Raw genomic sequence first — 16,120 nt, 5'->3', positions numbered from 1 at the left:
TTTTCTATCGCGTAACCGATCTCCTTTATTGACCCTCGCTTCTCCCTGTTGTGACATTCCGTCACTGTAGGCGAAGTAAGATTATCGGACAGCTTCGCCGACGACCTGTTCCCAGGTGGTGCGCTTCCGTGCCGGTCCTGGGGCCAGCCGGGAGGCAATGAAATATGAATATGCGCGTTTCCGCCGGTGATCTTGCCGAGCGGTCGCTTCAGATCATCAAGGATCTGAAGCATCTTGAAGGCCCGATGCTGCCGATCCTGCATGCGATCCAGGCGGAGTTCGGTTATGTGCCGGACGAGGTAAAGCCGATCATCGCGAGCGAACTCAACCTGTCGCGCGCTGAAGTGCATGGCGTCGTTACCTTTTATCACGATTTCCGCGACCACCCGGCTGGCCGGCATGTGCTGAAACTCTGTCGCGCTGAGGCTTGCCAGTCGATGGGCGGCGACCGGATTGCAGAGCGTGTGAAGCAGCTTCTCGGCATCGACTTCCATGAAACGACGCGTGACGGGGCGGTGACGCTGGAGCCGGTCTTCTGTCTTGGCTTGTGCGCCTGCGCGCCCGCAGCCATGCTCGATGATGAAGTCTACGGCCGCGTCGACGAGCACTGTCTTTCCGAGATCGTTGCGGAGGCACGCCGATGACGGTGACGATATTCGTTCCGCGTGACGCTGCAGCGCTTGCGCTCGGTGCTGAGAAAGTGGCGAAAGCGATCGCCCAGGAGATTGATGCGCGTGGCCTCGATGCCAGGATCGTGCGCAACGGTTCGCGCGGCATGTTCTGGCTGGAGCCGCTGGTCGAGGTCGAAATCGATCGCGGACGTATCGCCTATGGTCCCGTGAGGACCGGCGATGTGGCGGGTCTCTTCGATGCCGGCCTGCTGAACGGTGCACCTCATCCACTCTGTCTCGGGCTGACGGAGGAGATTGAATTCCTTCGTCAGCAGACACGCCTGACCTTTGCGCGTTGCGGGATCACCGATCCGCTGTCGATCGAGGACTATCGGAAACACAGCGGTTTTGCGGGCCTTGCGAAAGCCATTGCGATGGCTCCCGCGAGTATCGTCGGCCAGGTCACCGAAAGCGGGCTTCGCGGACGTGGCGGTGCAGGCTTTCCCACTGGCATCAAGTGGAAGACGGTAATGGATGCGGCGGGGCCRCAGAAATACATCGTCTGCAATGCCGACGAGGGCGATAGCGCCACCTTTGCCGACCGGATGATCATGGAAGGCGATCCCTTCGTGCTGATCGAAGGCATGATTATCGCAGGCATCGCGACCGGCGCCACCAAGGGCTACGTCTATACCCGTTCGGAATATCCGCATGCGATCGCGACGATGACCGAAGCGGCGAGGCTCGCCCGCGAGGCTGGTATTCTCGGCTCCTCCGTCATGGGTTCCGGACACGCTTTCGACATCGAGATTCGTTCCGGCGCCGGCGCCTATGTCTGCGGCGAGGAGACTTCGCTCCTCAATTCGCTCGAGGGCAAGCGCGGCATCGTACGCGCCAAACCGCCGCTGCCGGCGCTCAAAGGCTTTCTCGGCCGGCCGACGGTGGTCAACAATGTCATTTCGCTCGCCTCCGTGCCCGTCATCATGGAGAAAGGGGCGGCCTTCTATCGCGATTTCGGCATGGGCCGTTCGCGCGGCACGATCCCGATCCAGATTGCGGGCAACGTYAAACATGGCGGGCTTTTCGAGACGGCCTTCGGCCTGTCGCTTGGCGAGATCGTCGACAGGATTGGCGGCGGCACGGCCACGGGACGGCCGGTGAAGGCGGTGCAAGTGGGCGGGCCGCTCGGAGCCTATTTCCCGCGCGCCTTGTTCGATACACCGTTTGACTACGAAGCCTTTGCGGCGAAGGATGGCTTGATCGGTCACGCCGGGATCACCGTCTTCGACGATGCCGTGGACATGCTGAAGCAGGCTCGTTTCGCCATGGAGTTCTGCGCCATCGAAAGCTGCGGCAAGTGCACGCCCTGCCGTATCGGATCGACCCGTGGCGTYGAAACGGCCGACAAGATCGCCAGGGGCATCGAGCCGGAGAAGAATCGCGAGCTTCTGGCCGACCTCTGCAACACGATGAAGTTCGGCTCACTTTGCGCGCTTGGCGGCTTTACGCCCTATCCGGTGATGAGCGCGATGACGCATTTCCCGGAGGATTTCGCGCCTACGCCCCTTGGCACCCCTCTGATCGAAGCGGCGGAGTAACATCATGTCCTTGATCCAAGAAATCGACTATGGCACGCCCGCTTCCCAATCCGAAGCCCAGGTGACGCTGACCATCGACGGGCGCGAGATCACCGTGCCGGAAGGCACGTCCATCATGCGGGCTTCGATGGAGGCCGGCATCAAGGTGCCGAAGCTCTGCGCAACGGATATGGTCGATGCGTTCGGTTCCTGCCGCCTCTGTCTTGTGGAGATCGAGGGCCGCAACGGCACGCCGTCCTCCTGCACCACGCCGGTCATGCCTGGCATGGTCGTGCACACCCAGACCAGCCGGCTGAAGGACATACGCAAGGGCGTGATGGAGCTCTATATCTCCGACCACCCGCTCGACTGTCTCACCTGCGCGGCCAATGGCGACTGCGAGCTGCAGGACATGGCCGGCGCCGTGGGGCTTCGCGACGTTCGCTACGGCTATGAGGGCGATAATCACGTCAAGGCTCGCAACAATGGCGAGATCAACGCCAAGTGGATGCCGAAGGACGAATCGAACCCCTATTTCACCTATGATCCGTCCAAGTGCATCGTCTGCTCCCGCTGCGTACGCGCCTGCGAGGAAGTGCAGGGCACGTTCGCGCTGACGATCGAGGGCCGGGGCTTCGGCTCACGCGTCTCGCCTGGCATGCACGAGCATTTCTTGGATTCCGAATGCGTTTCCTGCGGCGCCTGCGTGCAAGCCTGCCCGACGGCGACGCTGACGGAAAAGTCGGTCATCGACATCGGTCAGCCGGAACATTCGGCGGTCACCACCTGCGCCTATTGCGGCGTCGGCTGCTCCTTCAAGGCGGAAATGCGCGGCGAGGAGCTGGTGCGCATGGTGCCTTACAAGGACGGCCAGGCGAACCGCGGCCATTCCTGCGTCAAGGGCCGCTTCGCCTATGGCTATGCGACCCACAAGGACCGCATCCTCAATCCGATGATCCGCGAAAAGATCACCGATCCCTGGCGCGAAGTCACCTGGGAAGAAGCCTATGCGCATGTGGCATCCGAGTTTCGGCGCATTCAATATCAGTACGGGCGGGATTCCATCGGCGGCATCACCTCCTCGCGCTGCACGAATGAGGAAACCTTCCTCGTCCAGAAGCTGATCCGCGCCGGCTTCGGCAATAACAATGTCGATACCTGCGCCCGGGTCTGCCATTCGCCGACCGGTTACGGTCTCGGCCAGGCCTTCGGCACGTCGGCCGGCACGCAGAATTTCGATTCCGTAGAACACAGCGATGTCGTCATCGTCATCGGCGCCAACCCGACAGACGGGCATCCTGTCTTCGGCTCGAGGCTGAAGAAGCGGCTTCGCCAGGGTGCCAAGCTGATCGTCATCGATCCCCGCCGCATTGATCTCGTCAAGACGCCGCATGTGGAGGCAGCCTATCATCTTCCTCTGCAGCCCGGCACCAACGTCGCCGTGCTGACGGCGCTTGCGCATGTCATTGTGACGGAAGGCCTGTTCGACGAGAAATTCATCCGTGAGCGTTGCGACTGGTCGGAATTCGAGGATTGGGCGGCCTTCGTTTCCGAAGCGCAGCACAGCCCGGAAGCGACCGAAAAATTTACCGGCGTTCCTGCTGATCTCCTTCGCGGCGCTGCCCGTCTCTACGCCACCGGCGGCAATGGCGCGATCTATTACGGTCTCGGCGTGACCGAGCACAGCCAGGGCTCGACGACGGTCATGGCGATTGCGAACCTCGCCATGGTAACCGGCAATATCGGCCGGCCGGGTGTCGGCGTGAACCCGCTGCGTGGCCAGAACAATGTGCAGGGCTCCTGCGATATGGGCTCCTTCCCGCATGAGTTGCCGGGCTATCGCCATATCTCGGACGATGCCACGCGCGAGACCTTCGAGAAGCTCTGGGGCGTCACGCTCAATAACGAGCCCGGCCTGCGCATTCCCAACATGCTGGACGCCGCCGTCGAAGGCACGTTCAAGGGCATCTATATCCAGGGCGAGGACATCCTCCAGTCCGACCCGGATACCAAGCATGTTTCCGCCGGCCTGGCCGCAATGGAATGCGTCGTCGTTCATGACCTCTTCCTCAACGAGACCGCCAACTACGCCCACGTCTTCCTGCCGGGTTCCACTTTCCTGGAAAAGAACGGTACGTTCACCAATGCCGAACGCCGCATCAACCGCGTCCGCAAGGTCATGAGCCCGAAGAACGGCTATGCGGATTGGGAAGTCACCCAGAAGCTGGCGCAGGCGATGGGGCTTGACTGGAATTACACTCATCCGTCCGAAATCATGGACGAGATCGCCGCAACGACGCCGAGCTTCGCGCTCGTTTCCTACGATTATCTCGAAAAGATGGGCTCCGTTCAGTGGCCCTGCAACGAGAAGTTTCCGGAAGGCTCTCCGATCATGCATGTCAACGGCTTCGTCCGTGGCAAGGGCAAGTTCATCCRCACCGAATATGTGCCGACGGATGAGAAGACCGGTCCCCGCTTCCCGCTGCTGCTTACCACCGGCCGGATTCTCAGCCAGTACAATGTCGGCGCTCAGACCCGGCGCACGGAAAACGTCGCCTGGCATGCGGAGGACCGGCTGGAAATTCACCCRCATGACGCGGAGCAACGCGGCATCAAGGACGGTGACTGGATCAARCTCGCCAGCCGCTCGGGCGATACGACGCTGCGTGCGCTGATAACCGATCGTGTGGCGCCGGGCGTGGTCTATACCACCTTCCATCATCCCGATACGCAGGCGAACGTCATTACCACGGACTTCTCCGACTGGGCGACCAATTGTCCGGAATACAAGGTGACGGCGGTGCAGGTCTCGCCTTCCAACGGCCCGACCGAATGGCAGCAGGATTACGATGAGCTGTCTCGTCGTTCGCGCCGTATCGCCGGTAAGCTGGAGGCTGCGGAGTGAGCGTGGCGACCACTGCAAAGGTTCCCGAAATAGCCCGCCGCAATGGCGTCGTCCGTGCAGACTCGCGCCTCGTGCCGGAGGAAATGCCGATAGCTTTCACCTATGATGGCTCTACCCACGCTGTGATGATGGCTACGCCAGCGGATATCGAGGACTTCGCGGTGGGCTTCAGCCTGACGGAAGGCATCATTGCGTCGGCGGCGGAGATCGAGGCGATCGCCGTGATCGAGGAAGGTCAGGGTCTCGACGTGCAGGTTACTCTTGCTCAGGAGAGAGAGGAGGCGCTTCGTGCTCGCAGGCGGCATATGGCCGGACCGGTCGGTTGCGGTCTTTGTGGTATCGAATCGATCGAGCAGGCCGTGCGGCCGGTGCCGGATGTCTCGGCGGGCAGCRTGAAGCTTTCGGCACAGGATATAGCCGAGGCCGCCGCGGCGCTTGGAGGCGCACAGGCGCTGAATGCGCAGACCCGTGCGGTTCATGGTGCGGGTTTTTTCGTGCCCGGCGAGGGGCTCCGGGCGGTTCGCGAGGATGTCGGCCGGCACAATGCGCTCGACAAGCTCGCGGGTGCGGTCCTCCGCAAGGGGCTTGATGGGGCAGGTGGCGCGGTCGTCGTGACCAGCCGCATTTCCGTGGAAATGGTGCAGAAGGCCGCGATCCTGGGATCGTCAATTTTGATCGCCATTTCCGCACCCACGGCGCTGGCTATCCGCACGGCGGAAGCTGCGGGCATGACGCTGATCGCGCTAACCCGTGGCGAGGATTTCGAGATTTTCACGCGCGGCGATCGCGTCAGTACCGGAGCAGTAGCCGATGTCGCATGACCAGATCCACGACAAGCTGATCCGCATGGCGAACCAGATCGCCACCTTCTTCATGTCTCAGCCGGAAGAGGTTCGGGCGGAGGGAGTTGCCACGCATATCAACAAGTTCTGGGAGCCGCGCATGCGGCGGCAGTTCTTCGAGCATCTCGACCGGGGCGGCGAGGGCCTGCTGCCGCTGGTGATCGAGGCCTCCGTGTTGATCCGCAGGCCGGAGGACAAGGTCGGTTCTGTAAGTGATGCCCGGCAAGGCGCTGCCGGGAATGATCTAGCGGCAGGGGGCCGGTAGCGAATGAACCGCTTTCCCGGCCGAACATGCCGGAAAGCGCTGCGTGAATGCACCCGCCGGTCGGGGACAAGCCCGGACGGGTGACGATCTTCAGTCACGACATTCCAGAGGAGGGTATCGTTAATGGCATTTGCAGGAACAACGGACGAGGGCCTGACAGGCAATGTCGGGCTCCTCGATAGGGAACGTATTGTCGCAAAACCTGGCTTCAACCGCTGGCTCGTACCGCCGGCGGCACTCGCCATCCATCTTTGCATCGGGATGGCTTACGGCTTCAGCGTCTTCTGGCTGCCGCTCTCGCGGGCGATCCCCGGAACAGCTGATCCATCTTGTAGCAGCCTGAACCTGCTTTCCGCTCTCTTCACAACGACATGTAACTGGCGTGTTGCCGACCTCGGTTGGATATATACGCTCTTCTTCGTGTTGCTTGGATGTTCCGCGGCAATCTGGGGCGGCTGGCTGGAGCGGGTCGGTCCGCGCAAGGCCGGCTTCGTCTCCGCCTGCTGCTGGTGCGGCGGCATTCTGGTCGCGGCTCTTGGGGTGATGACRCATCAACTCTGGCTGATGTGGCTTGGCGCGGGGGTCATCGGCGGCGTAGGCCTCGGGCTCGGCTATATCTCGCCGGTCTCGACGCTCATAAAATGGTTCCCAGACCGCCGCGGCATGGCGACCGGCATGGCCATCATGGGCTTCGGGGGAGGTGCGATGATCGGCGCCCCGCTTGCCAATATTCTTATGAACTATTTCAAGACCGATATTTCCGTCGGTGTCTGGCAGACTTTCATCGTCATGGCGGTCATCTACTTCTCCTTCATGATGGGTGGCGCCTTCGGTTATCGCATCCCGCCGGCGGGTTGGCGTCCTGATGGCTGGACACCTCCAGCCAATAATGGCAAGGCCATGATCACCCATAAGCACGTCCACCTTCGCGACGCGCACAAGACCCCGCAATTCTGGCTGATTTGGGCGGTGCTGTGCCTGAACGTCTCGGCCGGCATTGGGGTTATCGGCATGGCCTCGCCGATGCTGCAGGAAATCTTCGCGGGCTCGCTGATCGGCCTTCCGGATCTTTCCTTCTCGCAGCTCGATGCCGGACAGAAGGCGCAGATCGCCGCCATCGCTGCGGGCTTCACTGGCCTTCTCTCGCTGTTCAACATCGGAGGACGCTTCTTCTGGGCGTCGCTTTCCGACAAGATCGGCCGCAAGAATACCTATTATGCCTTCTTCATTATCGGCATCGTGCTCTATGCGGCGGCTCCGACACTTRCCGACATGGGCAGCAAGGCGCTCTTCGTGCTCGCCTTCGGCATCATCCTGTCCATGTATGGCGGCGGCTTCGCGACCATTCCCGCTTATCTTGCGGATATCTTCGGCACGCAGTTCGTCGGTGCCATCCATGGCCGTCTGCTGACGGCATGGGCAACAGCCGGCATCGTCGGCCCGGTGGTCGTGAACTACATCCGCGAAGCACAGATCGCGGCGGGCGTGGCACCCGGTCCGGCGCTTTATACCGGCACCATGTACATCCTCGCCGGCATGCTGGCGCTCGGCCTCATCGCCAATGCGCTGGTGCGGCCACTCTCGGAGAAATGGTTCATGCCGGATGAGGAGGTTGCCGCTCTGCAGGCCAGGACCGCCGCGGCCGATGCCGGACCGACCGGTTCGTTCGGTATCGGCAAGGGCGGGCTCGACGCCAAGGCGGCACTCGCCTGGGCTCTCGTCGGCATTCCGCTTCTCTGGGGCATTTGGGTGACGTTGAAGAGCAGCTTCGCCCTGTTCGGCTAGTCTCATGCAAAGAAAAAAGGCGGCCCTCGGCCGCCTTTTTGCATTCATATCGATGCCGCAGCTCAGGCGGCGCGTGCTTCGGCCGCATGCACGGCGCGAGTGCTTTCTTCCCTGCGCAGGTCGCCGATATCGAACTGAGCGAGAAGCTTCCGCAGGCTTTCGGCTTCACCCGCAAGCGAGTGGCTGGCGGCCGTGGTCTCTTCCACCATGGCGGCGTTCTGCTGGGTCGCCTGATCCATCAGGTTGACCGCGTGATTGATTTCCTTCAGCCCGGTCGATTGCTCCCGCGAGGCTTCGACGATCGCTGCGACATTGCCATGGATTTCGGCAACCTGGCCGACGATCTCGCGAAGCGCCGTTCCCGTTTGGCCAACCAGATCGACACCGTTGGAAACGAGTTGGCTCGACGTGTTGATGAGCGTCTTGATCTCCTTCGCGGCGCTGGCGGAACGCTGGGCAAGTTCGCGCACTTCCTGGGCCACGACCGCAAAGCCCTTGCCGGCCTCTCCGGCCCGGGCAGCCTCCACTCCGGCATTCAGCGCCAGAAGGTTGGTCTGGAAGGCGATCTCGTCGATCACCGATATGATATTGGTGATCTCACGGGAGGATTGGGCGATCTGGTCCATGGCGGTGATCGCATCCCGAACCACAAGGCCCGATTGCTCGGCATTCTCCTTGGTGYGGGTCACCAGCCGCCCAGCCTCATCCGCGCGACGGCTGGCGTCGGCCACCGTCGTCGTGATCTCGTCAAGGGCGGCAGCGGTTTCTTCGAGCGATGCCGCCTGCTGCTCGGTTCGTCGTGCAAGCTCGTCGGAAGCATCGCGGATCTCGCCTGATGCGGCGGCAATCGCCGAGGCGTTCTCTGCAACCGTCTGCATGGCATCGCGAAGCTTTGCTGCGACCGCATTGAAGTCATGCCGGGTCTTTTCCATGCTTGGTACAAAGGGCCGGACGAGCTTCTGGGCAAGCTTTCCTTCCGCGAGATCCTGCAAGCCTTTTCCAAGTTCGTCGATGGCACTCATGCGCGGGGTGACGTCGGTGGCAAATTTCACAACCTTGCTCACCCGTCCGTTCATGTCACGGATCGGATTGTAGGCGGCCTGAATCCATATCTCCCGGCCACCCTTTCCATAGCGCATGAATTCATCGGCTATAAACTCCCCCGCCGCGAGCTTGCGCCAGAAGGCGGCGTATTCCGGGGAAGCCGCATAGGCCGGATCGCAGAACATACGGTGATGACGGCCCTTGATCTCGGGAAGCTCGTAACCGAGCCCACGACAGAAATTCTCATTGGCAATCAGGATCTCGCCCTCCGGCGTGAATTCGATGATCGCCTGCGACTGGTCCAGTGCCGCAAGCTTGCCCGCATCGTCGGTAGCCTTGAGCTTGGCTGCGGTGATGTCGGCCGCGAACTTGACGACTTTGTAAGGTTTGCCGGAGCGGAAGACCGGATTGTAGGACGCCTGAATCCAGACATCACCGCCCGATTTGGTGATACGCCTGTACTCTCCCGCGTCGAATTTTCCGGCGGCGAGATTGGCCCAGAAATCCCGGTACTCGGCCGATGCGGCATAGTCGGGATCGCAGAAGATGCGGTGATGCTTGTCCTTGATTTCCGCCAGGCCATAACCCATGACACGACAGAAGTTTTCGTTCGCGTAGAGAATGTTTCCCGTAAGATCGAATTCGATCATGGCCTGCGATCGCGATATGGCATCCACCACACGGCGCGCTTCCGCCGACTTGCCTAAACCCAACATGTTTGACCCCTCTGACAGGACGGGTGTCACGCCGTCCTCAGCCCATTTTCCAAATTTTTTAGATGATACTCAACTTCAGGTTTCATGCCTGTGGGCCCATTGGAGCATGTATAAATTAATAGGTAATTTATGAAAATTGCAGATACTGGCCACGCATGTAAGTTTTCGCTTACATGAAAGAAGAAAGCCGCCGGACAATGCCCAGCGGCTTTCGGATCGATGCGAAGGGGATTTCGGAATTATGCGGCGAGATCTTCGGCTTCGTTGCCCTTGAACATCTTGGCGAGATTCAGGAAGCAGATCATGCCGGCTTCGCTGGCGATGACGCCTTCGCAGAATGATTTGTCGAAAGAAGCGGAAACTTCCGGAACTGGCTGAACCTGGCTGGAAGGGATCGTCAGGATATCTGAAACGCGATCCACCAGCATGCCGATCACCATGTTGTGGACCTCCGCCACCACGATGGCGCTGCGCTCGTTGGCAACGGTGCTCTGCATTCCAAGCTTATAGGCGAGATCGATGATCGGAATGACCGAGCCGCGCAGATTCATGACGCCGATTACATCGGCGGGCGCGTGCGGGATCGGCGTGGAAGGCGCCCAGCCGCGGATTTCCCGGATCGTTGTCGTCTTTACGCAGAATTCCTGATCGTGAAGCCGGAAAGCGATGATCTCCAGCATTTCGTTGCCGTAATTTGTGGAACTGGCGGTCGCCATCGATGTTTCTCCCAATGATCCAAGGCTGGACGGGAGCACCGCGTCGGCGCGACCGTTGCCGTAAAGCCCGCGTGCCATATGCCGCTCGGGCCTTGGTCGCGCTTGGGTGATCCTATGGGAAGAGTGTTGCACAAAGCTGAATGGGCAAAGGCATTGTGCAATATTCAGGCCTCGGCCGCCGTGAGGCTCAAGCGGGGCGGGTCGGGCGGTCGAGCACGCGTTTGCCGAACAGGCTTGCGGTGAGTTCCACCATGATACGGGCGCTCTTGCCGCGATCGTCCAGGAACGGATTAAGTTCCACGAGATCGAGCGAGCGCACGAGGCCGCTGTCGTGCAGCATTTCCATGATGAGATGCGCTTCACGGAAGGTCGCGCCGCCCGGCACTGTGGTGCCGACACCGGGCGCGATATCGGGGTCGAGAAAGTCCACATCCAGACTGACATGGAGCAAGCCGTTTACTTTTTCGACGGCGGCAATGACCTGCCTCATGATCGCTGCCATCCCATGCTCGTCGATGGCACGCATGTCGAAGACATTGACGCCGTGTTTGGCGATCAGCGCCCGCTCCTCCTCGTCGACCGAACGGATTCCGACTTGGAAGACGTTTTTCGGGTCCACGAAGGGCCGTTTCGAATCGAGGATCGGCGCGAATTCCGCCTGGCCGGTAAAATAGGCCACCGGCATGCCGTGGATATTTCCGGAAGGCGACGTCTCCGGCGAGTTGAAATCGGCATGGGCGTCGAGCCAGAGCACGAAGAGCGGCCGGCCAGCTTCGGACGCGTAGCGTGCCATGCCGGACACGCTGCCCATGGAAAGACTGTGATCGCCGCCGAGGATGACCGGGACGGCGCCAGCGGCGGCGCTCTTGTAGGTCTGTTCGGCAAGCTGCCGGGTGAAGGCGCCGACGATCGGCAGGTTTTTCGCGCTCGGCCGGTCATCCAGGTCGGCGGCGGGGGAGGGGCGCAAATCGCCATTGTCGGTAATGGTATAGCCTAACCCGGCCAATGTCTTGGCAATGCCCGCCAGCCGGAATGCGGCCGGACCCATGGCGCAGCCGCCCCGCCCCGAGCCTTCCTCAAGCGGTACGCCGATCAGTGTGATCTCTCTGGATGCCATCGATTTTCCCTGAAGTCGCGGTCAGTATTCGCGTTCGTAGAATATGCCGGCGGTGCCCCCTTCGGTGCCCGCTCCGGCTTTCAGCTTGACGCCGCGGCCGACGTCGAGATTGATGGTAGCCCTTGCCCCGGCGCTGCCGCCCTGCTCGACCTGAAGGTAGGTGCGGTTGTTGATGTAGCGGCCGACGGAGACGGTCGTCTGGCCGGTATCGTCGGTGTTGATGTCGATATCGTCGACGCCAAGATTGCTTCGCAGTGTTTCCAGCAGCGAGTTGGAGCCGCCGCCGGCCAATTGGCTGACTGCATCGGCAAGCTGGGCGATTTGTACCGGCGAGAGGCGCGACATGGACTGGCCGAAGATCAACCGCGCCAAAACCTCATCCTGCGGAAGGGCAGGAGAAGAGGAAAAGGATATCTGCGGGTCGTTGGCAATGCCCGTCACGTTGACCGTGATCGTCGTCTGGGCGGATGTCGTGCTGGCTTCCATGTTGAGTACGGGGATCAGCCCGCCGCCGAACGTGATGTCGCCTTCGGTGAAATCCAGACGTTTCGTGAGAATGACGATGCGCCCACGGCGCATCTCGAAACCGCCGGAAACCTCCGGTGCCACGGCCGTGCCGCGCACGGTGAGCTCGCCGCCGAGCTCGGCATCGATGCCCCGGCCCCGCACGAAGATGCCGTTCGGCGCGCTGATGATGAGATCGAGGGCGATCGGCCGGGAATTGCCCTGTGCTTCCTTCGGACGCAATTCCTCCATCTGGCGCAGCACGTCGGCCGGAGCGTTGCGGTGGCGTATGTCGATCTCGGTCAGCGAAGTCGGCAGCTTGGCCGGCACGGTAATTGCGGCTTTTGTCAATGTCAGCCGGCCGCCAAGCGCCGGACCTGACACGAGCGGGCCGGTCAGCGTCAACGTCCCGTCCGCGGTCGCGGCGACAAGCGTGCCGTCGGCATAAGTCGCCTGTGCCAGGTTGATCCGGAGGTCGGCGGGAAAGCCTGAGCCGGGCGTGATGCCGACCGTGCCGTCCACGGTGACGCGGCCACCAGTTGAAAGGGCACCGCCGAGGTTCGAAATCGTGGCCCGATTGTCGTCGAAGGTGACGTTTGCGGCGAGATTGTTGATCGCGAGATTGCGCCGCACGTCGATGAGCCGCGCGCCGGAAGCGGTTGCCGTCCCGGTGATTGCGGGAGCGGTGGCCGTGCCGCGAATTGCGAGGTCGAGATTGGTGTTTCCTTCCAGCACGAATCCCTGGGCTGCCAATTGGCCCGAGAGAATGGAGAAGGGAAGCTGACCGTCGAAGTTCAGGTCGAGCGCTTTTTCTCCCGATAGCGAGACGGAGCCGCCGCCGGAAAGGGAGAGGCCGCCCTGGCCGGTGAGGCGGGTATCGAGCGTCACCCTGCCGTTGCCGAAGGTTCCGCCGGCCGTCACCTGCAGTGCGGAAAGTCCCGCATCCACCGTCTGCCGCACGCCGGCATTCGCCCAGGTCAGGTCATAGCGGATCGCCGGGGCGTTCGGCGTTCCGGTCGCGGTCACCTTGCCGCTGATCGTGCCTCGGGCGCCGAGGTCCGGTACGAAAGCATTGACGAGGCTCGCCGGAATGGATCGCGCGTCGGCATTGACGTCGAGTGCGGGAGCGCCGTTCTGATTGAGGATCACCCGTCCGGTGGCGGAAAGATCGAGACCATCAGCGCCGGAGAGGCGGGTGGTATCGAGCGCTACCGTCCCATTCTCGAACTTGCCGCTGGCCTTGAGTTGAAACGGCGCGACGCCAGCATCCCGCGTTTGGCGGAACTGCGCGTCGCTCCATTCAAGATCGTAGCGTATCGAAGGTGACGTGGCGGGGCCGGTAGCGTCGACCGTACCGGAAATCGTTCCGGCGGCGTTGAGGGCCGGGACGAAGGTGTTGATCAGATTGGCCGGCAGAGCGGCGATGCGCGCGTTGAGCGTGAGCGTCGATCCGGCGGTGCCGTTCACCGTGACGCTRCCATTGCCCGTCGCGATGGTGAGATCGGAAAGCCGCGCATTGCCGTCCACGACGGCGATTCGTGTGGGATTGGCAAGCCGGACCGGTATGTTGCGTGGAGCGGCGGAGAAACTGTCGAGGGAGATTATCATCTCCTCGCCCGTGCGGAGATTGCCGGCAGCGGTCAAGGGAGCGTTGTCATAACCTGCGGTGAGATTGAAGGTAGTGGTGCCCTCGCCGTGGGTAAGTCCGAGATCGACATCCGTCACACCGAAGGCGCCGCTTCCGATGCGGGCCGCCCGGATCGTACCTTCCGCGGCAAGCGCCTTGATATCGGGTACCGTGAGATCGATCGCGGGGCCTGCAATCGCGAGATTGCCGCGCGTAAGCCCCGAGCCGTTAGCGCGGATGACGGCGCCGGCCCGTCCGTCGGCATTGCTCAGTGTCACCGTGCCTTTCAGATCGCCCTGCGCCTGCTGCGCCGCAAGGGCGGCCAGAAGTGAGACATCCGGAAACTCGAAGGAGATCGTGCCCTCGGGCAGCATGTCCGGCGAGAAGTTCAGAGAGCCGGTCAGCCGGTTGGGGCCGATCTCGGCGCTGATATCGGGAGCGGAAGTCTGGCCGTTGGCGGAGGTCACATCGGCATTCACGCGGATCGGCTGGCCGTCCAGCGATCCAGTCGCCGCGACGTGCCCCATCGGAGCGGATGGATTGGCGGTTCCATTCACCGTGAGGCTCAGGTCTTCCAACAGCCGGCCTRCAAGGCGCGCTTCGGCGGAGTTGATGACCGCCTTGATTGCCGGAGCGTTCAGCGGTYCCTCGGCGGAGATGTCGAAGCCCGCCGCTCCCTCGGCGTCGGCAAGCCAGCGCTTGAGTTCCGGCACACGGCCGGCGAGCCGGCCGGATATGGCCTCCTTTTCGATGAGAACATTCCCGTGCGCTTCGACCGCGTTCGATTTGAGAACGATGTTCTCGAGGCTCACGCGGCCGCCGGAGATCGCATCGACATATCCTTCGGCCGCGACCTTGCCTTCAAACTTCGGCGACAGCGCCGGCGGAAGCACGGAAGGATCGGCGAAAACGCGGAAGTTGCCGGTCACGCCTTGCTTGGAAAGATCGTAGGCGCCGCTGACGGTGCCGCTGAGACCGGCGCTTTCAAAAGTTGCCGCATCGAGACCGACCGCTGGTGGTGCAAGGCGGATCGGCGCATCCAGAGTTACCGGCGCACGGATCACCCGGTCGATCTCCGCATTCTCGAAATGCGTTTGCCCGAGAGTGAGCCGGCTTCTTATGCTGCCGCTACGCTCGACCAGGTTCAAATCCTCGCTCTCCGCCTGGAGGCGGATTTGCTCGAAACGACCCTGAGGCACTTCTGCGGCGCTGAGGGCTGCGGTCGCGTTGAAGCGGGCTGCGGTCGCAGCACCGTTCAGGGTGAAGTTGATCGTCTCGAAGGAGAAGCGGCTCTCCTGTCCATCGATCGGCCAGACGACATCTACCGGGCCGTTGGTTCCGGCAAGGCTCGCAGTCAGGCTATTGTCGCCAGTCGGATCCCAGGCGCCCTTGGCGGTAATGCGCACCGCGCCCGACGTGAGGTTCCCGCGCTCTATGTCGACGCGGCCCGATTTGCCGTATCTAGCGGAAATGTCGATGTCCGTCGTGCCGTCGAAGAGCGGCCGGAAGGCGGGGGGAAGTAGGGTCGCAAGTTGGCCGCCACCCGTCACCTCTACACGATGGGCGTCACCTTCTTCGAGCACATGCGTGCCATTGACGGCGATGACCGGAGCGCCCCCGACGCTGCCGTCGAGCTTGCCGGCCCAGTTGGAAAGCGGACCTGCGCCATCGAGTGCCAGATCGACCGCCGGAGCGCCCGGCAGGCGGAGAATGCGGGCAAGCAGGCCGCCTTGCGGCTCCGATATCGAAGCTTTCAGCGTGAGCCGATTTTCGGCCGGAGCATAGAGGACATCGGCGAGCGCCTTGGCATTGGGCTCGTCCTTGCGGGTCGCTTCGAGATCGAGCGCGATGTTCGGCCCGGCGGCATTGACTGAGCCTCGAAGAGCGAGGGAGAAATCGCGACCCGAGAGCGCCGGGGAAAGATTGATGTCCGGCAGATCGATTTCTTTCACCTCAATTCCGACTGGAAGCGAGAAGCCGGATTGCGAGGCGGGTCGCGGCTGTGTGGGCGGTGTAGAAACCGGCGCGCGGAGGAAATTGATGTTTTCGGCCGAAATCCGCTCTGCCCGGAAGACACCGCTGACGAGAGCGGCTGGAGACCAATCGACTGTGATGCCGTCGATTTCGGCATAGGTTCCCGCTTCGTCGGAAAGCGTCAGGGCGCCGATGCGCAGGTCGCCTGTCAACAGGCCTTGCGGCGGTGAAAACGTGACGATGYGATCCGGGGTCGACACGATCGCAGCGATGCGGTCTGCCGCGATGCGGCCGCCCACCGGGGTGAATGCGACGAAAAGAGCGATGCCTATCGCCATGACGAGCAGGATCGCGGCCGCGCCAAGCGCGAGCGCACCAATCCATTTCAGCAGGCGAAACATCAGCATCATGCCCGAGATCATACCTTTCAGCCGGCT

The 16,120-nt window shown here is 62.1% G+C and carries 9 protein-coding genes and 1 pseudogene; 6 read left to right on the top strand and 4 right to left on the bottom strand.

Going from position 1 to position 16,120, the window contains the following annotated elements:
• The first annotated feature begins 164 nt into the window (after positions 1-164).
• The 6 genes from LCM4573_RS09555 (at position 165) to LCM4573_RS09530 (ending at position 7,985) form a co-directional block, all read left to right on the top strand.
• A complete protein-coding gene (locus LCM4573_RS09555) occupies positions 165-644 on the top strand; it encodes a formate dehydrogenase subunit gamma (protein WP_071006047.1) in 480 nt (159 codons plus the stop codon).
• Positions 641-2,209 carry an NADH-quinone oxidoreductase subunit NuoF gene (locus LCM4573_RS09550; RefSeq protein ID WP_071006046.1) on the top strand — a complete coding sequence of 523 codons (1,569 nt, stop codon included), beginning with the start codon at positions 641-643 and terminating at the stop codon, positions 2,207-2,209. The genes LCM4573_RS09555 and LCM4573_RS09550 overlap by 4 nt, the downstream gene beginning before the upstream one ends.
• A 4-nt stretch (positions 2,210-2,213) precedes the next feature.
• A complete protein-coding gene (fdhF, locus tag LCM4573_RS09545) occupies positions 2,214-5,093 on the top strand; it encodes a formate dehydrogenase subunit alpha (protein WP_071006045.1) in 2,880 nt (959 codons plus the stop codon).
• Complete coding sequence (gene fdhD, locus LCM4573_RS09540) at positions 5,090-5,914, top strand: formate dehydrogenase accessory sulfurtransferase FdhD (protein ID WP_071006044.1); 825 nt, start codon at positions 5,090-5,092, stop codon at positions 5,912-5,914. Before fdhF ends, fdhD begins: the two co-directional genes overlap by 4 nt.
• Positions 5,904-6,200 carry a formate dehydrogenase subunit delta gene (locus LCM4573_RS09535; RefSeq protein ID WP_116285409.1) on the top strand — a complete coding sequence of 99 codons (297 nt, stop codon included), beginning with the start codon at positions 5,904-5,906 and terminating at the stop codon, positions 6,198-6,200. The genes fdhD and LCM4573_RS09535 overlap by 11 nt, the downstream gene beginning before the upstream one ends.
• 123 nt (positions 6,201-6,323) lie before the next feature.
• Positions 6,324-7,985 (top strand): OFA family MFS transporter, encoded by a 1,662-nt coding sequence (locus LCM4573_RS09530; RefSeq protein ID WP_071006043.1) that lies wholly within the window; start codon positions 6,324-6,326, stop codon positions 7,983-7,985.
• A gap of 122 nt (positions 7,986-8,107) precedes the next feature.
• Here the strand turns inward: LCM4573_RS09530 and LCM4573_RS09525 are convergent.
• The 4 genes and pseudogenes from LCM4573_RS09525 to LCM4573_RS09510 all read right to left on the bottom strand — a co-directional run.
• Positions 8,108-9,745 (bottom strand): annotated as a pseudogene (locus tag LCM4573_RS09525) (methyl-accepting chemotaxis protein); the annotation flags it as partial.
• A 239-nt stretch (positions 9,746-9,984) separates the two neighbouring features.
• Positions 9,985-10,461, bottom strand: coding sequence for a chemotaxis protein CheW (locus LCM4573_RS09520; RefSeq protein WP_071006042.1), 477 nt, complete (start codon positions 10,459-10,461; stop codon positions 9,985-9,987).
• Between the two features lie 187 nt (positions 10,462-10,648).
• Positions 10,649-11,578 (bottom strand): arginase, encoded by a 930-nt coding sequence (gene rocF / locus LCM4573_RS09515; RefSeq protein ID WP_071006041.1) that lies wholly within the window; start codon positions 11,576-11,578, stop codon positions 10,649-10,651.
• Between the two features lie 21 nt (positions 11,579-11,599).
• Positions 11,600-16,093: a translocation/assembly module TamB domain-containing protein gene (locus LCM4573_RS09510; protein ID WP_083347394.1), complete on the bottom strand. Its 4,494-nt coding sequence runs from the start codon at positions 16,091-16,093 to the stop codon at positions 11,600-11,602.
• Between the last annotated feature and the right edge of the window lie 27 nt (positions 16,094-16,120).

This window comes from Rhizobium sp. LCM 4573, assembly GCF_001854865.1.
Lineage (GTDB): Bacteria > Pseudomonadota > Alphaproteobacteria > Rhizobiales > Rhizobiaceae > Neorhizobium.
The sequence above is the reverse complement of the archived record's forward strand: the minus strand, read 5'-3'. Positions and strand labels throughout refer to the sequence as shown.